General features: G+C 64.6%; 25 protein-coding genes. 18 read left to right on the forward strand and 7 right to left on the reverse strand.

The window, feature by feature from the left end; genetic code table 11:
* Positions 1-121 precede the first annotated feature (121 nt).
* On the reverse strand, positions 122-1,303 hold the full coding sequence (locus NGM99_RS14565; RefSeq protein WP_252820163.1) for an amino acid aminotransferase: 1,182 nt from the start codon (positions 1,301-1,303) through the stop codon (positions 122-124).
* Between the two features lie 402 nt (positions 1,304-1,705).
* Between NGM99_RS14565 and NGM99_RS14570 the strand changes: the two genes are divergently transcribed.
* The 5 genes from NGM99_RS14570 to NGM99_RS14590 all read left to right on the forward strand — a co-directional run bounded on the left by NGM99_RS14570 (position 1,706) and on the right by NGM99_RS14590 (position 6,711).
* Complete coding sequence (locus NGM99_RS14570; protein ID WP_252820165.1) at positions 1,706-1,990, forward strand: hypothetical protein; 285 nt, start codon at positions 1,706-1,708, stop codon at positions 1,988-1,990.
* Between the two features lie 639 nt (positions 1,991-2,629).
* Positions 2,630-3,451, forward strand: coding sequence for a helix-turn-helix transcriptional regulator (locus tag NGM99_RS14575; RefSeq protein ID WP_252820167.1), 822 nt, complete (start codon positions 2,630-2,632; stop codon positions 3,449-3,451).
* A complete protein-coding gene (locus NGM99_RS14580) occupies positions 3,448-4,161 on the forward strand; it encodes a helix-turn-helix transcriptional regulator (protein ID WP_252820169.1) in 714 nt (237 codons plus the stop codon). Before NGM99_RS14575 ends, NGM99_RS14580 begins: the two co-directional genes overlap by 4 nt.
* Before the next feature lie 142 nt (positions 4,162-4,303).
* Entirely contained in the window at positions 4,304-4,789 is a 486-nt protein-coding gene (locus tag NGM99_RS14585) for a putative pterin-binding protein (protein WP_252820171.1), read from the forward strand.
* The gene (locus NGM99_RS14590; RefSeq protein WP_252820173.1) at positions 4,786-6,711 is read left to right on the forward strand and encodes a putative bifunctional diguanylate cyclase/phosphodiesterase; all 1,926 of its coding nucleotides are present in this window, start codon (positions 4,786-4,788) and stop codon (positions 6,709-6,711) included. The genes NGM99_RS14585 and NGM99_RS14590 overlap by 4 nt, the downstream gene beginning before the upstream one ends.
* Positions 6,712-6,742: 31 nt before the next feature.
* Here NGM99_RS14590 and NGM99_RS14595 read toward each other — a convergent pair whose 3' ends face one another.
* The 6 genes from NGM99_RS14595 to motA are packed head-to-tail and all read right to left on the reverse strand — an operon-like array spanning position 6,743 to position 11,605.
* Positions 6,743-7,177 carry a BspJ family T4SS effector nucleomodulin gene (locus tag NGM99_RS14595; RefSeq protein WP_252820174.1) on the reverse strand — a complete coding sequence of 145 codons (435 nt, stop codon included), beginning with the start codon at positions 7,175-7,177 and terminating at the stop codon, positions 6,743-6,745.
* Positions 7,174-8,259: a flagellar biosynthesis protein FlhB gene (gene flhB / locus NGM99_RS14600; protein WP_252820176.1), complete on the reverse strand. Its 1,086-nt coding sequence runs from the start codon at positions 8,257-8,259 to the stop codon at positions 7,174-7,176. Before flhB ends, NGM99_RS14595 begins: the two co-directional genes overlap by 4 nt.
* A gap of 19 nt (positions 8,260-8,278) precedes the next feature.
* A complete protein-coding gene (locus tag NGM99_RS14605; protein ID WP_252820178.1) occupies positions 8,279-9,295 on the reverse strand; it encodes a FliG C-terminal domain-containing protein in 1,017 nt (338 codons plus the stop codon).
* 22 nt (positions 9,296-9,317) lie between these two features.
* Positions 9,318-9,737, reverse strand: a complete 420-nt coding sequence (fliN, locus tag NGM99_RS14610) for a flagellar motor switch protein FliN (RefSeq protein WP_435371436.1) — start codon at positions 9,735-9,737, stop codon at positions 9,318-9,320.
* 21 nt (positions 9,738-9,758) lie between these two features.
* Positions 9,759-10,733 (reverse strand): FliM/FliN family flagellar motor switch protein, encoded by a 975-nt coding sequence (locus NGM99_RS14615; RefSeq protein WP_252820180.1) that lies wholly within the window; start codon positions 10,731-10,733, stop codon positions 9,759-9,761.
* Between the two features lie 5 nt (positions 10,734-10,738).
* Positions 10,739-11,605, reverse strand: a complete 867-nt coding sequence (gene motA / locus NGM99_RS14620; protein WP_252820182.1) for a flagellar motor stator protein MotA — start codon at positions 11,603-11,605, stop codon at positions 10,739-10,741.
* 149 nt (positions 11,606-11,754) lie between these two features.
* Between motA and NGM99_RS14625 the strand changes: the two genes are divergently transcribed.
* The 13 genes from NGM99_RS14625 (at position 11,755) to NGM99_RS14685 (ending at position 21,026) form a co-directional block, all read left to right on the forward strand.
* The gene (locus NGM99_RS14625) at positions 11,755-12,876 is read left to right on the forward strand and encodes a DUF1217 domain-containing protein (RefSeq protein WP_252820184.1); all 1,122 of its coding nucleotides are present in this window, start codon (positions 11,755-11,757) and stop codon (positions 12,874-12,876) included.
* Between the two features lie 11 nt (positions 12,877-12,887).
* The gene (flgF, locus tag NGM99_RS14630) at positions 12,888-13,610 is read left to right on the forward strand and encodes a flagellar basal-body rod protein FlgF (protein WP_252820186.1); all 723 of its coding nucleotides are present in this window, start codon (positions 12,888-12,890) and stop codon (positions 13,608-13,610) included.
* A gap of 6 nt (positions 13,611-13,616) precedes the next feature.
* Positions 13,617-14,993: a FliI/YscN family ATPase gene (locus tag NGM99_RS14635; RefSeq protein WP_252820189.1), complete on the forward strand. Its 1,377-nt coding sequence runs from the start codon at positions 13,617-13,619 to the stop codon at positions 14,991-14,993.
* A complete protein-coding gene (locus NGM99_RS14640) occupies positions 14,986-15,552 on the forward strand; it encodes a hypothetical protein (RefSeq protein WP_252820191.1) in 567 nt (188 codons plus the stop codon). Before NGM99_RS14635 ends, NGM99_RS14640 begins: the two co-directional genes overlap by 8 nt.
* A 190-nt stretch (positions 15,553-15,742) precedes the next feature.
* The gene (gene flgB, locus NGM99_RS14645) at positions 15,743-16,111 is read left to right on the forward strand and encodes a flagellar basal body rod protein FlgB (RefSeq protein WP_252820193.1); all 369 of its coding nucleotides are present in this window, start codon (positions 15,743-15,745) and stop codon (positions 16,109-16,111) included.
* 5 nt (positions 16,112-16,116) lie between these two features.
* The gene (flgC, locus tag NGM99_RS14650; protein WP_252820194.1) at positions 16,117-16,533 is read left to right on the forward strand and encodes a flagellar basal body rod protein FlgC; all 417 of its coding nucleotides are present in this window, start codon (positions 16,117-16,119) and stop codon (positions 16,531-16,533) included.
* Entirely contained in the window at positions 16,533-16,865 is a 333-nt protein-coding gene (gene fliE, locus NGM99_RS14655; RefSeq protein ID WP_252820196.1) for a flagellar hook-basal body complex protein FliE, read from the forward strand. Before flgC ends, fliE begins: the two co-directional genes overlap by 1 nt.
* Before the next feature lie 19 nt (positions 16,866-16,884).
* Complete coding sequence (gene flgG / locus NGM99_RS14660) at positions 16,885-17,673, forward strand: flagellar basal-body rod protein FlgG (protein WP_252820197.1); 789 nt, start codon at positions 16,885-16,887, stop codon at positions 17,671-17,673.
* Between the two features lie 5 nt (positions 17,674-17,678).
* Complete coding sequence (flgA, locus tag NGM99_RS14665; RefSeq protein WP_353937425.1) at positions 17,679-18,143, forward strand: flagellar basal body P-ring formation chaperone FlgA; 465 nt, start codon at positions 17,679-17,681, stop codon at positions 18,141-18,143.
* Positions 18,140-19,243 carry a flagellar basal body P-ring protein FlgI gene (locus NGM99_RS14670; RefSeq protein ID WP_252820199.1) on the forward strand — a complete coding sequence of 368 codons (1,104 nt, stop codon included), beginning with the start codon at positions 18,140-18,142 and terminating at the stop codon, positions 19,241-19,243. The genes flgA and NGM99_RS14670 overlap by 4 nt, the downstream gene beginning before the upstream one ends.
* The gene (locus tag NGM99_RS14675) at positions 19,240-19,731 is read left to right on the forward strand and encodes a MotE family protein (protein WP_252820201.1); all 492 of its coding nucleotides are present in this window, start codon (positions 19,240-19,242) and stop codon (positions 19,729-19,731) included. Before NGM99_RS14670 ends, NGM99_RS14675 begins: the two co-directional genes overlap by 4 nt.
* Entirely contained in the window at positions 19,728-20,447 is a 720-nt protein-coding gene (flgH, locus tag NGM99_RS14680; RefSeq protein WP_252820203.1) for a flagellar basal body L-ring protein FlgH, read from the forward strand. The genes NGM99_RS14675 and flgH overlap by 4 nt, the downstream gene beginning before the upstream one ends.
* Before the next feature lie 9 nt (positions 20,448-20,456).
* Complete coding sequence (locus tag NGM99_RS14685; RefSeq protein WP_252820204.1) at positions 20,457-21,026, forward strand: flagellar basal body-associated FliL family protein; 570 nt, start codon at positions 20,457-20,459, stop codon at positions 21,024-21,026.
* Positions 21,027-21,031 lie beyond the last annotated feature (5 nt).

The following is a 21,031-nucleotide window of genomic DNA, read 5'->3' on the forward strand; positions in this document are numbered from 1 at the left end:
CCTTACCTCATCATCGAACCTTGGCGGCTTGGAAAAATTCTCAAAGAACGAGGTGCGGGTGAAGTGGCCGTCCTATCGACTTTTCCAGCAAGCGAGATGGACAGAATTCAGCGTCTGACCCTTAAAGCACCGACACGATCGCCGCTGCCACCTCGTCCAGCCGATCTCCCGGCAGTCCCGCCACGTTGATGCGGCTGTCATCCACCATGTAGATCGCATGTTCGGTGCGCAGCCGGGCGACCTGTTCGGGTGTGAGACCCAACCGCGAGAACATGCCGCGATGGCGCGCGACGAAGTCGAAGTGGTCGGAATTCGATTTGAGGCGAAGCGCATCGGCCAAGCCCACACGGAGGTCGAGCATCCGCGTGCGCATGGATTCCAGTTCGCTCTTCCAGTCCGCCGTCAGCGCGGCGTCTTCGAGAACGATGCGCACGGCCGCGGCACCATGGTCCGGCGGCATGGAATAGGAGCCGCGCGCCACGCCCATCAACTGGCCGGCTGCAATCGTCGCTTCCTTCTCGTTGCGCGCCATGAGCATCGCGGCACCCACGCGGTCGCGGTAAACGGCGAAGTTTTTCGAGCACGAGGCGGCAACGACCATTTCAGGCACGTGGGCCGCGACCGTACGCAGGCCGGCGGCATCTTCTTCGAGCCCATCGCCGAAACCCTGATAAGCGATGTCGATGAAGGGGAAGAGGTTTCGTGTCGCCAGCAGTTGCGCAATCCGTTCCCACTGCGCCCCATTGAGGTTGGCACCCGTCGGGTTGTGGCAGCAGCCGTGCAGTAGGACGATGTCGCCGGGTGCGGCAGTTTCGAGTGCTGCGACCATCGCCTCGAAGCTGACCGTGCCGGTCTCGGCATCGAAATAGGGATAGGTTTTGATGGTCAGCCGTGCTGCCTGCATCATGGGAACGTGGTTGGGCCAGGTCGGATCGGAAATCCAGATCGTGGCATCGGGCTTTGCCCGCTTCAGGAGCTCGGCCAGAATGCGCAACGCGCCCGAGCCGCCCGGCGCCTGCACCGTGCGGATGCGCGACACGTCGAAGCCTTCCCCGAACGCAAGCGTGGTCATCGCATGGTTGAAGCCGGTATCGCCGGCGAGCCCGAGATAGCTCTTGCTGTTCTGCTCCATCAAGAGCCGCTCTTCTGCCTGACGCAAGGCACGCATGACCGGCGTCTGGCCGGTGTCGTCCTTGTAGACGCCGACACCCAGATCGACTTTGTTCTCCCGCGCATCCTCACGGAGCATGCCGATCAGGGCCAGGATCTTGTCGGGTTTGGCGGCTTCAAGCGTTTCGAACATCGGCGAACTCCTCGGGATCGCGCCTGCCATAGACGCACTGCGTCACCCCGCCAAGAGGATCGAGCTTTTCGATCGAGGAAGACGCGTTCTTCCGCGTCCCGCGATGGCGGAGCCAGCTTGGTGTGGCACGCATGCACCAATGCCGCTCTGCGCTCGCTTGCGACCTTTTGCCGGCTCGCCGGTATTAAGATTTCGGTAACTATCCGGTGGAACCATCGAAGGAGCCTAAAGAATGGGCGCGCCTCAAGAAGAGGCAGCCGACTTCGGGAACACGCTTCGGTTCGAGTGCACGGAAATATCCGGCAGGCGGGTCGAGGAAACAACAAGACGGGCCGATGTGCCGAGGGCGCATCCTGATCCCAGGCAGGATGCTTCTCAGCCCGAAGGCCGAGGGGACATTCCATGTGGAAGATCAATATTCAGGACGATTTGCGCATCAGCTTTCCCGCCCGTGATGCGGCCTTCTCCGAGGGCGTCGAGATCGGCATGCTGGCGACGCTGATGAGCATGGGCAAGACGGAGTTCTCGCGCGTGGTTTCCGCGCGCGGCCTCGAACAGGCAAGGCGGCTTGGCGAGAAGCTCGGTTACCATCTCGTGGAAAGCGAGCCGACCGAGCAGGGTTTCGTGCGCCTCACCTTCCGCGACCGCACCCAGCGCGCCAGGCTCAAGCTCGTCGCGGCCGGCTAGGCTTTCCGGCTGACGCAACGGCTGCCCTTTCGGCAGTCTAAATCCATCGGGCGAGCCGGTTTTGCTTTGCCGCCTGCCCGTTGCGAGAGTGTAAAAAAATTATTGCCGCGGTCCGGGCAGAGCAACTTGCCCGGAAAACAAGGACTTCGTCTCGGGGAGGTGTTGCACGGATGCTTCAGCACCCTCTTTCCACCCTTTTTGCGGCCTTGTGGCGAGACTCGCGGCGAATAAACTGACTGCGAATCAGCCGGCCATTCGGGGGGCAGGGCGGAGTGCATGCGAACCGTCCGCGTGAGAGCGCGATGGAAGCCTGCAGTCACGTTCAGGCGCAGGGGAGTAGGCCTTGCGCTTTTGCCGAACGGGCCGGGCGTTTCTTGCGGCGTATGCGCCGGCACCTCGGAGAGGGGCTGTCCGGCGTTCTCGTGAAGTCAATCGGACGTTTACCGCACCGCTGCCATCGCGATGGCTGGCGGGCAACGTCTTTCGTCGGCCTTTCGTGAGGTATGCGAAGGGTCTTGAGTTGCGTCTCGTTGAGGATTCTCAAGGACCTGAGCCGAAGCACCGACCAAACACATGCCTTTGCCTTCCTCCAAACCTCGATCCGCGAACAAGGCCTCACCCAAGGCGGATGTTGTTCGCGTGGAATCCACCGAGCAAAGGAGCGAGACAGAAGCTTTTCAGGCCGGCGACGCAGAGTTCGGAACGGCGGTGATCGGCGCGCTGATGTCGGCCGCGCCCATCCTGTCTTCGATGACCAGCCCGATCGAATTGCAGGATGTGTCGGGCCTTGCCATGCGCCTGCGTTCGCGCGGCGATCTCACGGCCTTCCTGACCGAGCTCGCGGGCTCGGTCGGTGCGGAAAGCTACATGCTTCTGGCCGTGCCGCAGGGACGCGCGGCAAGCGAGGCGCGTATCCTCTCGTCCAACTGGGTGTTCGACGTGATCGAACTGCTCGGTCACGGGCTGATCCAGCGGATCGCCGCGAGCCACTGGTCGGCCATGCCCGGCGTCGAGGCCCAGCCGATCCTTGCCGCCGGCAGCTTCGACAGCGAAGGCGTGGTGAACGGCGAAGAGGCGCGGCTTCTCGACGTGCTCGGCCATGGCGAATTGTGGTCGCTCAGGGTCAATGTCGGCCGCCGCCGCTTCTTTCTTTTCCTTTCGCATCCCGTGCCGGGCCGCATCATGCGCGAGCAACTGGTCGAGGCTCAGATGGAGTGCGGCTATGCGCTGTCACGCATGCCGGGCCTGCTTCTCGCCGCGGCGTCCGAGGACCCACTGTCAGACCGTGAGCGCGAATGCCTGCTCTGGGTCAGCGAAGGCAAGACCACGGAAGATGTGGCGATGATCCTCGGCGTGTCGGGCAACACGGTCAGCTCCTATATCACCCATGCCATCCGCAAGCTCGGCGCGCTGAACCGGCCGATGGCCATCGCCAGCGCCATCCGGAGCGGCATCATTTGAGCGCGGCGAAGAAGAAAGCGCCCGCCCGCGAGCGGTCGATCGACCCGGCCACCATCACCGAGGCAAGAGCGCGGTTGTTCGAGGCGGCACGTGCCGTCGATGCAGAGGGATTCGCGGCCTTCGCCGTTTCCGCGACCGCCGAGCGCCAGCTCAATCTGCGGCTCGACAGCGGCAATCCGTCGGCCGCGCAGTTTCTTTCCGGCTTTCCCCCTCACCTCGCCAGCGAGGGCGCGCGGCATGCCCAGGCGTCCGGCGCCGCCTTCTGGTGGTCGGCCGGCTCGCTCGACGGGCGGGAGATCATCGCCTCGCATTGGGCATTGCACAGCGCCTGGAGCGGGTTGCCGCAGCCGGGCGTGGGTCTGCCTTGTGCCACGGAAAGCGGGCAATGTGGGCTCGTCCTGTTCTGGGGAACCGGCCTTCATGTGGGAAGCGGGCGCGAACTGGCCAAGCTTCACGCTCTGGCTTCGGCGGTCTTCCTGTCAGTGGCGGCAGGCCGGCAGAAAAGCGAAAAACTGCCCCACATTTCCAAGCGTGAGCTCGAATGCCTCAAGCTCACGGCCAAAGGGCTGACCAGCGACGAGATCGCCGTGCAGCTCGCGCTTTCCGTGCATACCACCAACCAGTATCTCGGCAGTGCCTCGGAAAAGCTCGACGCCGTCAACCGCATCCATGCCGTCGCAAAAGCCTTGCGAAGCGGCATGATCGACTGATCTCGACTGCGGCGACAGCACCGATCATCGCGAACGCGGCAGCGCAAGCGGGCGTTAAGCATGGCACTCGGTTCATGCTGCACCTGCTCACTTCGTTAACTCGTGGAACCTAGCGTGAAACGCATCGCATATCGAGTGTTGCATGCCTTTCCGCCTCCTTGCCCTTACTTCGGCCATTGCTCTCGGTCTCGCTTCGCTATCCGCTCCCGCAAGCGGTGGCGCACCGATCCTCGTTCTGGGCGGGACGGCGGCCAAGCCTGCACAGGCGCTCGATCTGGCCGGGCTCGATGCGATGCCCCAGACGAGCTTCGAGACGAACACGCCGTGGCATAAGGGACCGGTTACATTCTCCGGTGTGCTCCTGAAGGATTATCTGGCGACGCTCGGTGCGCATGGCACCCGGGTGCAATTGATCGCGCTCAACGACTACACGGTGGAAGCGCCGGTCGATGAACTCGTGGAAGGCGGCGCTCTTCTGGCGACACGGCAGAACGGGCAGCCTATGCCGGTCAGCGAGAAAGGGCCGGTCTTTCTGCTGTTTCCGTTCGACAGCCGTAAGGAATTGCAGCACCAGACCTATTACAGCCGCTCGGTCTGGCAGCTCAGCGAGATCGACATTCTCGAATGAGTCTGCCTGCCGATCAGGAACCGTTCAGAGGCTTTCGCCGTCTGCGCATCGGGCTCATGACGGTCACCGTATCGCTTGCGATCATGGCGGTCGCCTGCTCCGTTCTGGCTGTCGGTTATCAGCAGCGCATCATTCAGGCCTCGCGCTACAACAACACCTTCGATTTCGGTCAGATGTCGGCGGAACTCCTGCGTTTCCAGTTGTCGCTGGCGCAGGTCACAGCGGGCGGCAGCGGCAGTGACGTCTCGCTGCGCTACGGGATTCTGCTCAACCGTCTCGATATCATCACAGCGAACGAAACGCTCGACGCCATCGACCATGATGGGTTGATCGCTCGCCTCCAGAGCACCGTCCGAAGAATGGGCCGGCTCGCCAACGACGTTCCCAGCGTGGTTGAAGCACACGCAGCAGGCGAAGAGCTGCGACCCTTCACGCGGCCCATCCTCCAGTTCGTCTCGCTGTCTCACGCTCAAGCCGGTGACGACGTGCTCGACAACCAGCGGCGGTTGTGGACGGTTTTCGCGGCCTTGTGTGGCGTGACACTCGCGCTGGTCCTGTTCGGTGCCGCACTGATCGCCTTCGTTTTCCGTCAGAACCTGCGGCTGACCCGCGTGTTGCGCACCGATGCGCTGACGGGCATCGCCAATCGCTTCGCCTTCAGCGCGAAACTGCGCAAAGTCGCCGAAGGCCAGCGGGCCATCGTGATTGCCGGTGTCGATCACTTCAAATCGCTCAACGACACGCTGGGCCATGAAGCGGGGGACCGGCTGCTGCTGGCGCTTTCGGAACGCCTGAAAGACGCTACGGCCGATGCTGCGATGCTTGCGCGCGTCGGCGGCGACGAGTTCGCCCTGCTTTATGCAGGCCCCGGCGCGCTCGAGATGGCACAAGCCGCAAGCGCGCGAATGCTCGCTGCGATGCACGAACCGTTCTCGCTCGAAGGCCGTTCCTTACGCGCGAACATCACGCTCGGCATGAGCGCAACTGCGCTCGATGGCGCGGGCTCGTCACTCTCGCTCTTCAAGGAAGCCGATATCGCGCTCGCCGCAGGCAAGAAGGATGCGCGGGCCAGGGCCACGCTGTTCCACCCTGATATGAAGCAGAGCTTCGAACGCCGCCAGAAGCTCAAGGCCGACCTGCGAGACGCCATTGCTCGCGGCGAACTGTTTCTGCTCTTCCAGCCGATCGTCAACATCGTGAGCGGACGAACGCGCGGCTTCGAGGCCCTTCTGCGCTGGCATCACCCGGAATTCGGCCTGATTTCGCCGGTGGAGTTCATCCCGATCGCAGAGGAAGACAACCAGATCGTGGTGATCGGTCGGTGGGTGATCGCGGAGGCCTGCAAACAGGCCGCGCTTTGGCCCGGCGACATCTTCGTCTCGGTCAACGTGTCGGCGCGGCAACTCGCGGATTCAGGTCTCGCCACCCATTTCCGCGACTGCCTCGCAGACAACGCTGTCGGCTACCGCCGCATGACGGTGGAGATCACGGAATCGACGCTGATCGAGAACGACGATGTGGCGCTCGGCGTGCTTCACGAGCTGCGCGCGATGGGCTGCCGCATCGCGCTCGACGATTTCGGCACGGGCTATGCGTCGCTCAGCTATCTGCGGCGCTTCCCCTTCGACAAGCTCAAGATCGACAAGTCCTTTCTGCACGGCAGCGCCATGGCAGAGGACAGGGCAGCAATCATCGGCATGATCTGTGCGCTTGCCCAGCGCCTGGGCCTCGAAGTGGTGGGTGAAGGAATCGAGACGGAGGAGCAGCGATTGATCCTCGCGCAAACAGGTTGCGCGCTCGGTCAGGGCTACCTTTTCGATAAGCCGCTGTCGCCCCTCGACGGGACGGCTCGTCTCATGCAGGAGGCCACTGTGAGAGGCGGCATGAGCCTGCCGAAGCAACCCGCACGAGCGGTCGCCTGAAACTCAGAACCTGTCTGCGTCGGACATCCGCTTAAAAGGAAACCGGCTCCTCGCGCCGGATCATCGCGTCTTCCAGCGCGCGCTCCAGAAAGTCCGTGTTGCGTTCCGGCTCGGCATGGGATTTAGCGAAGGTCACGTAGTTGAGCTCGACGCTGGCGCGCTCGGCTTCCAGTGTCAGCGCAAACCAGACTGTCGCGCCGCGCAGATGCAGTTCGAGGTCGAGCACGATCTTGGGCCGTGTGTCCCAGTCGAGATGCACTTCCCCCGCATGTCCCAAGCGCAGCGCGCCGGGCAGGAAGAACAGCTCGGAGGCCGACGAGACGAGATCCGCGAGGCTGGCGAACTGTTCCAAGCGGACGAAGGCAACATAGTCGGCCGCGTCCACGAGGCGCAGTTCGGCCACGACCGGGGCAATAGCCTTGGCCACGATCCTCTCGCGAGCGCCCGAGTGGGATTGCCGGATCATGCGCGTCCTCCGCCTCCAGAACCCTTTTTGGCATAGACGATGCGGACGAGTTCCGCGACCGCCTGATAGAATTGAGGCGGGATCACGCTATCGACCGAAACTTGTTTGTACATGGAACGCGCGAGCGCCACTTCCTCGAAGACGGGGATGCCGTTCTGGGCCGCGATCTCCCGGATCTTGAGTGCGAGCAGGTCTTGGCCCTTGGCGACCACGACAGGCGCGTCGTTTTCCTCGCGCACATAGCGCAGCGCAATCGAGAAGTGGGTCGGGTTGGCGATGACGAGCGTGGCCTTGGGCACCGATGCGATCATGCGCCGTCGCGCGCGGTCGCGCTGCATGGAGCGGATGCGGCCCTTGACGATGGGATCGCCTTCGGATTGCTTGAACTCGTCCTTGATCTCCTGCTTGGTCATGCGCAGCTCACTCTTCCAGTGATAGCGCGTCCAGACGAAATCGGCGGCCGCGATCAGGCCCGTGGTGAGGGTTAGCGAAACCAGCACGCGTGTGGCGATGCCGAGAACCGTGTGGCCGAAGGCATCGGCTGGTGAGATCGAGCCCGACAGGAGCTGCGGCACCACGCCGTCGAGCGAGAGGTAGACGACCACGAAGGCCAGTCCGACCTTGGCGACCGATTTCGCGAATTCGACGAAGCCCTGGGTGCCGAAGAGCCGCTTCCAGCCGGCGGCAGGCGACACGCGCGACCATTGCGGACGGATGCGCTCGCCCACCATTTGCGGGCTGTGCTGCACGAGCGTCGCGCCGATGCCGGCAATGATCAGAAACAAAAAGAGCAGGCCGACCGTGCGCCCGCATTCGGCGGCGATGATGCCGAGCAATGTTTCGAGGTCGCGCTCGCTTTCGAGCGGCCATTCCTCGGGGCTTTCGAGGAAGCGGCCAAGAAACAGGCTCAGATCGGTCACCGACTGGCCCAGAAAGAACAGCGTGAAGACCAGAACCGCGCCGAAGGAGGCGACGATCGCGGTTTCGCGGGAATGGGGCAGGTTGCCCTTTTCCACTGCGTCACGGATCTTCTTCTCCGTGGGCTCTTCTGTTTTGCTGTCCTTGTCCGCGCTCTCGCTCACGATGAGCCGCCTCTAGGTCTCAAGCGGCCGCGGGCGTCGCGGACGGCAGTTCGAACGCGCCTTCATTGGCCATGCGGATAGCCGTCGAGGCGATAGTGCGGCGGGCACGAACGATGTCGGCCGGGTTGATGCTGTCGCCCCCTTGCGCCAGCTCGGCCTCGATCATGCGACGCGCACGGGCGCCCATCGCGGACAGGACTGCTTCCACGAGGCCGGCGCCGGCATTGCGCAGGGCAAGCGTGACGAGTTCGGCGGAAATGTCGTCGAACAGCGCCACGCGTGCCTTCTGCGTGAGATTGACGATATCCTCGAAGGAGAACAGACGGGCGCGGATCGCGGCGAGATCGGGGGTGCCGGCCTCCTCCAGGTCCTGCATCACTTCGTCCAGGACGGTCTTGTCCATCTCGTTCAGGACGCTCGCGACCTTGATCTGGGCGACCGAGCTGTCGCGCGCGCCGCCTTCTGCTTCGAGCCTGCGGCGCAAGCTGTTCTCGATCAGCGCGAGACCGGCCGGCGCGATGTTGCCCATGCCGATCATGCGCTGAACGACTTCCGCGCGCGCCGGCTTTTCCAGGGCAAGCAGGGCAGCGGATGCCGCGGCCGGCGCGAGGTTCGACAGGATCACGGCTGCGACCTGCGGATGCTCCGCCTCGATCAGGGTGGCCACGCGCGCGGGCGCCAGCTTCTCGATATCGGGCCAGACGGGAGGCAGGTCGACCGGGCCCATCTCACCCGACGAGAAGCCCATCAGGGCGTTCATCTCGTCGGATGAAAGCGTTTCGCTGAACAGCGAGTCCATCTCATCAGCCGAATCGAGCAGGCCCGCGCCTTCCGTGAATTCCACCTCGAATTCACCGACGATACGTTCGAGATCGCTTTGCGGCACGGCGCGCAATTCGCGCGCGGCCTCGATCAGCGCCTTCAGCTCATCCTGCTTGAAGAACTTCAACAGACGGCTCGCCGTGGGCTTGCCCATCGCCACCAGGATCACGGCGGCCTTCTGGGTTCGCGACAGGGATTGGGCGGTAACCGTCATGGATGAAGGGTCCGGAAAAGCGTCAGGCCGAGGGTTGCGCCGAGACGATCTCGGTCAGGCGAATGCCGAAACGCGACGGGTCATGGTCGAGCACGGTGATCTCGCCGCGCGCCACATGGCGGCCATTCACCATTACATCCACCGGCTCGCCGATGCGGCGGTCGAGCGCCACCGTGGAGCCCTTGCCGAGCGCCATCAGTTCGGACACCGACATCTCGGTCGAGCCCAGCACGATCTGCACCTCGACCGGGATGTTCATGATGACGTTGCCGGATCGCGCGGCGGTGGCACCCAGCGGCGGCGGAGGCGGAGGGGGCGCGAACTGGTTATCCTCGGCGCTCATCGCGCCCTGAAGGGCTGCCATGGCACTGTCGAGGTCTTCCGCTTCCCCGAATTCCCCACCCAGCATGTCTGCGAACGGGGCTTGCGCTTGCGGCATCATGGACAATCGAACTCCGAAGGATCAGGCGAAAGGAAAAGGGGAGGCGGCGGGCGGCGCCACCAGCGTTTCGAGAAAGTCCTGCGCGTCGCTGAACGGCTCGTTGACGCGCAAGGTGTAGTTGTCGCCCAAACGGCCGAACTCGCAGGAGAACAGAGCCTTGCCCCGGGCCGAAATCTTGGCCGAGGAAGGGCCCAAAGCGTCGATGGGCACCACCACGCCCGGCGCGAACTCGGCGACCGCGCCGAGCGTCAAGCGGCCGAGCGGCATGGTGGCTTCGAGCGTGACCGAGGAACGCATCAGCTCCTCCTCGATGCGCGAGCCCCAGTCGGCTTCGGCACCGCCTTGCGCATCGGGGCGCTTCAGCACCAGGCGCTGCGGCAGGAAAAGGGCCACGCTGCCGCCGGAACCGAACTGGAAGACGAGGCGGACCGCAGGCCCGTCGCGCAGGGCCTCGCGGGCCATGGGCGTGCCGCAGAGTGGGAGCCCGAGCGGGCGGGCGAGCCGGAAGGCCGCGCCTGCCGCATCGAGCGCATCGGCCAGCGTTTCGAAGAGGAGGCCCGCCACATCGAGTTCGATCGCCGTCGGCTCGCGCGTGAGGGGCACGGCCGGCTTGGTGGGATCGGCACCGAAGAGGAGTGCGACGAGCAGGCCGAGCGCCTCGGCGTCGAGCGCCAGCACGGCATGTTCGGTGGACTGCGCGACGGAAGCCACCAGCATCGTCGCCCCCGCATCGGATGGCCTTGCATGGGCCAGGCGTGCGATCAAACAGTCGCCCGGCTCGATTTCGGCGGCAACACCGAAGCGGTTTTCGAAGCTCGTGCGAAACGCAGCCGCCAAAGCCTCGCTCAAGCCGTGCGCGGCGTCGAGCACGGCATCCGGCTCCCCCGTGTCGCCGGTCAGGCGCTCGAGAATATAGGCGCGCATCGCAGCCGGCGAGGAAAGGTCGGCGGGACCTTCCCCGTGCGGCTCGCCCGATATGGGGTTGACCGAAGCCATGGTGGTCAGGCGGCCTTGGCCGGCGTGTTCATGGTGCTCTGCTCGACCGCATCGATCGAAGGCCGCTCATAGGCCGAGATCGTCTTGCGGCCGAACTCGATGGCGACCTGCGGCAGCGAGCCGTTCATGTGGGCGAGCAGCGTCTGCTTCACGATCACATAAAGCCGGTTCTTCTTTTCGCGCACGACCTTGATCTTGGTCGCGATCGGCGCGCACACGCAATAGGACATGAAGATGCCGAGAAACGTGCCGACGAGCGCCGCGCCGATGAGGCCGCCCAGGACTTCCGGCGGCTTGTCGAGCGCGCCCATGGCTTTCACCACGCCCAGAACGGCGGCCACGATGCCGATGGCGGGGAAGCCGTCGCCTACTGCCGTCACCGCATGGTAGGCCTTGAGGCTGTCGGCGCGGATCGTCTGGATTTCCTCGTCCATCAAGGCTTCGATCTCGTGCGAACGGGCATTGCCGATGATGATCAGGCGGCAATAGTCGCAGATGAAGGCGGTCAGTTCCTTGTCCTTGAGGATCAGGGGAAAGGCCTGGAAGATCGGTGATTCCGCCGGCGCATCGATATGGGCCTCGACCTCGGAGCGCGACTTCGACTTGATCTCGCGCAGGATCGAATGAAGGATGCCGAGCGTTTCGAGATAGTCCTTCTCCTTCGGGACCGCGCCCTTGAAGGCCTGGACGCAGGCCTTGCCCGTGTCCTTCACCACCTTCATCGGATTGGCGACGAGAAAGGTGCCGAGTGCGGCGCCGCAGATGATCACGACTTCCCAGGGCTGAACCAGCACCTCGATGTGCCCGCCCATGGCCATGAAACCGCCGAGCACGCAGCCGAGCGTGACGACGAGACCGATCAGAATGCCCACAGGCCCACACCTTCCCCACGAAACCGGAAAAGCTCTAGCCATGCAGCCTTGCGTGGGGCTGATATCGCATGGGCCCAACAGCCTCGCACAAGGGTCTTCGCCTTAAGGATCGATCCATTGGCGGAACGTGGGTCTTTGGGGGACAGCGGGTGCTCAACACCAATCTGAGCTACAAGCTCATCACCAAGGACCTTGAGAAGTCGCTCGACCGGGTCGAGAACCAGCCGCTCGTCAACCGCGATACCAAGTATTACCTCGAGAATATCGGCAAGGTGACCACGGTCGACGAGTTCCTCAAGGACGACCGGCTCTACAAATATGCCATGAAGGCCTATGGCCTCGAGGACATGATCTACGCCAAGGCCTTCATCAAGAAGGCGCTCAAGGAAGGCGTTTCCTCGACCACCTCTTTCGCCAACAAGCTGACCGACACGCGCTACCGCCAGTTCGTGGCGAGCTTCAACTTCGCTGCCAACGGCGCGGATGCCACGAGCTACAACAAGGCGCAGCAGCAGACCGTCAAGAACTACGCGACGCAGGCCGAGATCAATGGCGTGAAGCCGGACTCCGCCTTCGTGAAGACCGAGACCGCCTATTACCTGGCCAATATCGGCCAAGTGAAATCGGTCGACGACCTGATGAACAACAGCCGCCTCTACACCTATGCGCTGGCGGCCTACGGTCTCGACAACACCAAGGAAAGCAAGACCTATATCCGCAGCGTGCTGGAAGGCGGGGTGCGCAACGCGGACAGCGTCGCCAACAAGAACGACAACCCGGCCTATGCCGCCCTGGCCTCGGCCTTCAACTTCGAGCAATATGGCGAGGACGCCACCACGATCGTGACGGCCCAGCAGCCGACGGTCGACAAGTATCTGCGCCAGACGCTCGAAGAGAATGCGGGCAAGGAGAACGAGGGGGTGCGTCTCGCCCTTTATTTCGAGCGCAAGGCATCAGGCCTGACGAACTTCTATGAGGTCCTGGCCGACAAGGCGCTTGCAAGCGTTGTGCGCACCGCGCTCAGTCTGCCCGACGAATTCGCGCAGACGGATGTGGACAAGCAGGTCAAGTATTTCGAGTCCAAGCTGAAGATCGAGGATTTCAAGGACACCAAGAAACTCGACAAGTTCCTCCAGCGCTACACCTCGCTCTACGAACTCAAGAACCCGACCTCCACGTTGCAGAGCCAGGTCGCCGGCCTCTTCTCGCAATCCACCGCATCCACCATGTCCACCAATCTGCTGCTCGCCATGCAGAGCATGAAGCGCTGAAGGCCTGAACGATGCAGGACGGTCTCTACGTCACCCTGTCGGGGCAGATGGCGCTGGAAAAGCGCATGAACACGATCGCCGACAATGTCGCCAATATGAGCACGGTGGGCTTTCGTGCCACCGGCGTGCGCTTTTCCGATCTGGTCGAAGGCACAGGCGCAAGCCAGGTCTCGTTTGCATCCACGGGCGAGGAATATCTCTCGACCCAGAGCGGCGCGCTGCGCCAGACCGGCAACCCGCTCGACTTCGCGGTGCGCGGCGAAGGGTGGTTCGCGATCGACACGCCCGCGGGCATGGTCCTGACGCGCGACGGCCGGTTCGAGCTCAATGTGGAAGGGGGCCTGCAGACGCTGGAAGGCTATCCGGTGCTCGACGCGGGTGGCGCGCCGATCCAGCTCGATCCGAATGGCGGGCCACCCGTCGCAGGCGCGGACGGCTCCCTGCGCCAGGGCGAACGGCGTGTTGGCGCGCTCGGTCTTTTCGCGCATGCGCCGGGCGCGGATTTCAAGCGCTTCGGCAATTCCGGCATTATTCCGCAGAACGAGCCCGAACCCATCGTGGACCGCATGGATGCTGGCGTGCGCCAGGGTTTCGTGGAGGATGCCAACGTCAATCCGGTGACCGAAATGATGCGCCTGATCCAGGTCCAGCGCGCTTTCGAGGCGCAGGCCGCGGCGACGCGCGAAACCGAGAATTCCTTCGACAGCGCGGTCAAGACGCTGGCGTCCAAGTAAGCCCCGATGGCCGCTCTTTCGGCTTTCCCCCAAACGCGAACCGACGCGCTCGGCCGGCTTCAGGCGGTCGCGGATCGCTATGCCGCGCCGTGCAAGCTCGTGGAAACCGGCGGGCGCATCACGGAAATCGCGAGCACCGCGTTTCGCGTGGCGGGGCTGTCCGCGCGGGCGCAACTGGGCGACCTCGTGGAGCATCGCAAAGGCGGGCGTCTGAGCCTGGGCGAAATCGTGCGCATCGACAATCATGGCGTGCTGGTCTCGCCTTTCGATGCGGGCATGGAGGCGCGACTCGGTGATGTCGTATTCCATCTCGGCCCGTTTTCGCCCGAACCTTCGCCGCTCTGGCGCGGCCGCGCGGTCAGCGCGCTGGGGCGGCCGGTGGATGGCATGGGACCGCTCTCCAACGGTGCGCCCTTGCCGGCAAAGGCGCAGGCCATCGCGGCCCTGTCGCGCGGACGCGTCGGCAATGCGCTGCGAACGGGCGTGAAGGCCGTCGATATCTTCACCCCGCTCTGCTTCGGCCAGCGCATCGGCATTTTCGCGGGCTCAGGCGTGGGTAAATCCACGCTGCTCGCCATGCTGGCCAATGCGGATGCCTTCGACACGGTGGTGGTTGGCTTGGTCGGCGAGCGCGGGCGCGAGGTGCGCGAGTTTCTCGAAGACACGCTCGGCGAGACCGGGCGGCAAAAGACGGTGGCCGTGGTGGCGACCGGCGACGAGAGCGCGCAACTGCGCAAGCGCGCCCCCGATACGGCCATGCGTGTCGCCGAATATTTCCGCGACCGGGGCGATCAGGTGCTGCTCGTGCTCGATTCCGTGACGCGCTTCGCGCATGCCGCGCGCGAGGTGGCCTCCGCAGCCGGCGAGCCGCCGGTGGCGCGGGGCTATCCGGCTTCCGTCTTCACCGAACTGCCACGCCTGCTCGAACGCGCGGGGCCGGGCACGGAAGGCACCGGCGGGTCGATTACCGCCGTCATCTCCGTTCTGGTCGATGGCGATGACCACAACGATCCCGTCGCCGACAATGTGCGCGGCATTCTGGATGGCCACATCGTGCTCTCGCGCGCGATCGCGTCGGAGAACCGTTATCCGGCCATCGACCTTCTGGGTTCGCTGTCGCGCCTGTCACACAAGGCGTGGAGCGAGGAAGAGCGCACGCTGGTGGGCCATTTGCGCGCCATGATCGCGCGCTTCGAGGAAACCCGCGACATTCGCGCCATGGGCGCCTACCAGTCGGGGGCGGACGCGTTTCTCGATGGTGCGGTGCGGCAGGTGCCGGCGATCTTCGAGGCGCTCAACCAGAAGCCGGGCGACCAGCCCTCGCTCAACGCCTTCGCCGACCTGGCCCACTTCTTGAGGAACCGCGAGACGCGCGATGGCTGAACTCGTAACGGCGAAACCGAAACAGAACCGGTTTCTGGCGCTGATCCAGCCTCTGCGCCGCGACGATCTCACCATCGCCGCACTCGGCATCTGCCTTGGCCTCATCTGCGCGCTGTTTCCCTGGTACATCTTCTTCAATCAGGACAAGTTCGGGCCGCCGAGCGTGACACTCGACAGCGCGGGCGAGATGGCCGGCGCGCGTGGCGGCGTGGCAGGACAGGGCAGCACGGGCGCGGGATTCGTGCTCGGCGATCCGCGGGATCCGCTCGCGCCCGGTGACCTCGATCTGTTCGCGACCGGTTCCAGCGCGCCTGCCGAGGATGAGGAAAAGAAACCCGAAGGGCAGGCCAAGGCGCCGCCTCCGCCGCTGCCGCCCGTGATCTTCCGCGTGGTCCATGTCGCCAATGGCCGCGCGATGATCGACGATGGCAGCGGGCTCTTCGTGGTCGGTCCCGGCGATCAGCTGCCCGACAACTCGTTTGTCGCGCGCATCGCAGAGGAAGGCGGCAAGGGAGCCGTGATCACCTCCACCAAGGCCGTGCTGCGCGCGAGCGAATAGCGCAACGGTTTTTCTCAGGCCTGCTCTCGGTGGACGCGTTCGCGTGCTCGGAGCCGAGCCTGCGCGCGAAGCACCATAACGTTTGCGCGACTGCCGTTCCGCCCAAGCCTCCGCAAGGCCCGCGCAAGACAATGACGTTAACCATGAGACACGCTTCAAACCCTTGCGTGCTCTGGATTCCGCCGCTCCCATGCAGTCCGTCAACCTCTTCGGTCTTGCTTCCACCCAGGCACGCTGGCTTTCGGCGCGCCAGACGGCGGTTGCCGGCAATATCGCGAACGCCAACACCACCGGCTATGTCGGACGCGACGTGGTGTCCTTCGACAAGGTTCTGAACAACACCCAAGTCACGCTCGCTTCCACCAATCCCGGCCACACGCAGGCGCCATCGATCGGCATGGAAAACCAAGCCGACGCCACCACCGTCATGCCATCGGGCAACACGGTGGTCGTCGAGGACGAATTGGTGAAGGCCGGCGAAGTGCGGCGCGGCATGGAAATGAACACGGCAATCGTAAAGGCCTTTCACCGCATGATCATGCTGTCAGCGAAGGTCTGATCGCGATGGACGCGCTTTCCGCCGCTCTCAAGGTTTCGGCATCGGGCCTCGGCGCCCAGTCCGACCGCCTGCGCGTGGTGTCCGAAAACCTCGCCAACTCCCAGAGCACGGGCACGACGCCCGGTGCCGACCCTTATCGGCGCAAGACGATCTCGTTTGCTGCCACGCTCGATCGCGAGTCGGGCGGTTCGCTCGTCGAGGTCGTCCGAACGGCTCGCGACCAGACAGCGTTTCCGACCGAATTCATGCCCGGCCACGAGGCGGCCGATGCCAATGGCTACGTCAAGACACCCAATGTCAACATGATGGTCGAGATGGCCGACATGCGCGAAGCCAACCGCTCCTATGAGGCCAATCTTCAGGTCTTCAAACAGGCGCGCGACCTCATTTCCATGACTATCGACCTGATGCGAGGCACGTGATGGTTTCGGCACTCGGCCCTCTCAATTCGGCTTCGCTTTTCGCCTCGCAACTCGGTGGCGGCTCGTCCTCGTCGGCGTCGTCTTCATCGAGCGCCACGAAGATCGGCGGCGTGCAGGCGTCCTTCGCCGCGACCCTGCAGGGTCTCGCGACGCAGACCGTTTCGACGCTGCAGAACGCCGAGCGGGTCTCGATGCAGGGGCTGCAGGGCAAGGCGGATACGCGTGAGGTGGTGGATGCGGTGATGGGCGCGGAACAGTCGCTGCAAACGGCGGTCGCCATCCGCGACAAGATCGTGACCGCCTATCTCGAAGTCAGCCGCATGGCCATTTGAGTTCGGAGTAAGGGTATCCATGAGAGCGCTCGCGATTGCCGCAACCGGCATGACGGCACAGCAGACCAATCTCGAGGTGATCGCGAACAACATCGCGAACATCAACACCACGGGCTTCAAGCGCGCGCGTGCCGAGTTCACCGATCTTCTCTACCAGACCGACCGCCTCCAGGGCGTGCCCAACAGGGGCGATGGCAGCCTGGTGCCCGAAGGCGTGTCGATCGGTCTCGGCGTGAAGACGTCTGCCGTGCGCAACGTCCATATCCAGGGCTCGCTGACCACCACCGGCAACAAGTATGATCTGGCCCTTGTCGGCAATGGCTGGTTCCAGATCGAGGGCGCCGACGGGCAGACGCTCTACACCCGCTCGGGCGCCTTCAACACCAATGCGACGGGTCAGCTCGTCACCATCGACGGCGCCACCGTGATGCCCGGCATCACCGTGCCGGCGGACACGGTGGAAGTGGTCGTCAACAAGACCGGCCAGGTCTTTGCCCGCATCGATGGCCAGACCGCGCTCCAGCAGCTCGGCCAGTTGCAGCTCGCCAATTTCCCCAACGAAGCGGGTCTGGCGCCGATGGGCGACAACCTGTTTGCGGAAACCGAAGCCTCGGGTGCCGCCACGACGGGCGTGCCGGGCGATCCGGGCTTCGCCACCGTCAACCAGGGCTATCTCGAAAACTCCAACGTCGATCCGATCAAGGAAATCACCGAGCTGATCTCGGCGCAGCGCGCTTACGAGATGAATTCCAAGGTGATTCAGGCCGCCGACGACATGTCGTCCGTGGTGTCCAAGAACCTGCGGTAATCACTGTGCGCTTGCCTCTTCTCCTCGCCACGCTTCTTCTCGTTGCCCCGCTCAGCGTCGCAAACGCCGCCGAGACGGCGCTGACGGCGACGCGCGTGATCTATCCGGGCGAGGCCATCGAGGCGGGCGCGGTGACGGAAGTCGCCTTGCGCAACCCCAAGCGCCGCTCGGCTTTCGACGGCGCGGTCGCCACCAGCCTCGTGGAAGTGGAAGGCAAGGTCGCCAAGCGCACGCTGCTGCCCGGTCGTCCGATCCCGATCGCCGCCCTTCGCGAAGCGTGGCTGGTCGAGCAGGGCAAGGCCGTGGAAGCGCATTTCAACGCCGGCGTCTTGTCGATCTCGGCAACCGTTGTCGCGCTTCAATCGGGCTCTGCGGGAGACCTCATCCGCTTGCGCAACCCCGACAGCGGCAAGAGCTTTTCCGGCACGGTGATGGGCGACGGCACGGTGCTCGTGGGCCCCGCCCAATGATGCGCGCGCTTCTTCTCGGCGTCGCGCTGGCGCTGGCCGCCTTGGCACCGGCGCAGGCCGCCTCGCGCATCAAGGACATCGCGACGCTTCAAGCCGCGCGCGACAACCAGCTCGTCGGCTATGGCCTTGTGATCGGCCTTCAGGGTTCGGGCGACAGTCTTCGCAATTCGCCCTTCACCGAACAATCGATCCGCGCCATGCTCGGCAATCTGGGCACGGCGACCGAAGGGGGAGCCGCACGCTCCAAGAACGTCGCGGCCGTGATCGTCACCGCCAACCTGCCGGCCTTCGTGCAGTCGGGCGCGCGCATCGACGTCAACGTTTCCTCGCTGGGTGACGCGTCCTCGCTGACCGGCGGCACGCTCGTCATGACGCCGCTTCGCGCGGCGGATGGCCAGATCTATGCGGTGGCGCAAGGGTCGGTCGTGGTGTCCGGCTTCGCGGCCAAGGGGCAGGCGGAAAGCCTGACCCAAGGTGTGCCGACCTCCGGCCGCGTGTCGGATGGCGCCATTGTCGAGCGACAGGTTTCGGCCGACTTCAAGGGGCTGGACCAGCTCACGCTTCTCCTGCGCAACCCGGATTTCTCGACCGCCGTCACGATCGCGGACGCCATCAACACGCATGCCGCCAATCGCTGGGGCAAGCGCGTGGCGCAGGAAGAGGATGCGCGCACGGTTTCCATCCGCAAGCCCGCCAATATCTCGCCCGCGCGCTTCTTCGCCGAGATCGAGAACATCCCCGTCCTCGTCGATGCGCCCGCGCGCGTGGTGGTGGACGAACGCACGGGCACCATCGTGATCGGCGCCGATGTGCGCCTGTCGCGCGTCGCCATCAGCCACGGCACGCTCACCGTGCGCGTCACCGAAATGCCCAAGATCATGCAGCCCGAGCCCTTCTCGAGCGGTGTGACGGCGGAAGAACCCTATACGGTGATCGACGCCCAGCGGCCCGATGCGCGTGTCAACATGCTGGATGGGCCCGACCTCCAGACACTGGTGGGTGGCCTCAATCGCTTGGGCGTCAAGCCGGACGGCATCATCGCGATCCTCCAGGCGGTCAAATCCGCCGGTGCGCTTCAGGCGGAGCTGGTGTTCCAATGACCGTTCTCAAGCGCCTTCTTTCTTCGGCCCTGCTTTTCGCGGCCCTCGGCGCCGGTGCGAGCGCCCAGACCTCGCCTGTGCCCGCCGCCGCTCAAAGCGATGTGGACCGCTTCTGCGCCAATATCGCGGATGCTGCGCGCGACCGCCGCTATGCGGTGCAGGCGGAGGAGCTGAAGAAGCTTCAGGCCGACATCGACGCGCGCATGGCGGCACTCGAAAAGAAGCGTGCCGAATACCAAGGCTGGCTTCAGCGTCGCGAAGCCTTTCTTGCGCAAGCCGGCGACGGCGTCGTGAAGATCTATGGCACGATGAAACCCGATGCGGCGGCCGAGCGGCTGGCCGAACTCAAGTCGGACTTGGCTGCCGCGATCCTGATGAAGCTCGACCAGCGCAAGGCGGGTACCATCCTCAACGAGATGAAGGCCGACAAGGCCGCGACGCTGACCGCCGTGATGGCGGCGGCCGTGCGCAAGGAGGACCCGTCATGAGCCGTCCTCTCACATGTCTCGCCCTTCTCGCCACGCTCGCGCTCGCCGGCTGCGCGACCAAGCAGCAATTGGCTGAGATCGGGCGCGAGCCCGCGCTGTCGCCTGTCGGTTCCGGCATCGTGCCAACCGAAGGCGCGCTTTATTCCTACCCGACGCGGGCGCCTTCCACCGTGCGCCGCTTTTCGCTCTGGGACGATCGCCAGAGCCGCCTCTTCACCGACCCGCGCGCGCTGGCGCCCGGCGATATCCTGACCGTGAAGATCGAGATCAACGACCGCGCCCGCTTCAAGAACGAAAGCGAGCGCTCGCGCGACGTGGACCGCGACATCGCACTCGAAGGCGGCTTCACCTGGGCCGGCGTGAAGTCGCCTGCGGCTTCCATCGATGGGACTGCCAAATCCGGCACGGGCACCAAGGGCAAGGGCTCGACCGCACGTTCGGAGGACCTGCAGCTGCTGGTCGCGGCCGTCGTCACCAACGTCCTGCCCAACGGCAATCTCGCGATCAGGGGCAGCCAGGAGGTGCGCGTCAACGCCGAGCTGCGCGAGCTGACCATCGCCGGCATCGTGCGCCCGACCGATATCGGGCCGGAAAACACGATCTCCTACGAGCGTATCGCCGAAGCTCGCATCTCCTATGGCGGGCGCGGGCGTCTCACGGAAGTCCAGCAGCCGCCTTACGGCCAGCAGCTGGTCGACACGATTCTGCCCTTCTGACGCGCACCGATGGCGACGCCCGTCTTTCCCGAACTGCCGATCGAAGGGCTCACGCCGCCCAAGAAGGGGCCGTCGCTCATCGTCCAGGGCGGCATCCTGCTCGCGCTGACTCTGGTGGCAGCGGGCATGGGCTGGGCGACAGGCGGGCAACTGACGCCGACGGGCGGGGCCACGCCGCAGGCCGAAGCACCCGCCGATGCGCATGGCGCATCCGGTGGCCATGGCGAGGCGAAAAGCGGCGGGCATGGCGGGGGAGGAGAGCACGGCGAAGCCGCAGCCCCGCTTCTGCCCGGTCACCCGATGGTCGTGCCGCTCGCGCCCATCAACGTCAACCTCGCGGCGCCCAGCGATGTTTGGCTGCGACTGGAACTGGCGCTCGAGTTTCCGAATACGCCGGAGCCGGGCGTGGCGGACTCCGTGCACCAAGACCTGCTTGCGTTCACGCGCACGCTGAAGCTCTACCAGATCGAAGGTCCGCGCGGCATCGTCCATCTCAAGGCGGATCTCGACGAGCGCGCCAAATTGCGCTCGGCGGGCAAGGTCGCGCGCGTGCTCATCCGGACCATGCTTTTCGAATGAGAGTC

The organism is Mesorhizobium liriopis (assembly GCF_024053505.1).
Classification (GTDB): domain Bacteria; phylum Pseudomonadota; class Alphaproteobacteria; order Rhizobiales; family Rhizobiaceae; genus Mesorhizobium_B; species Mesorhizobium_B liriopis.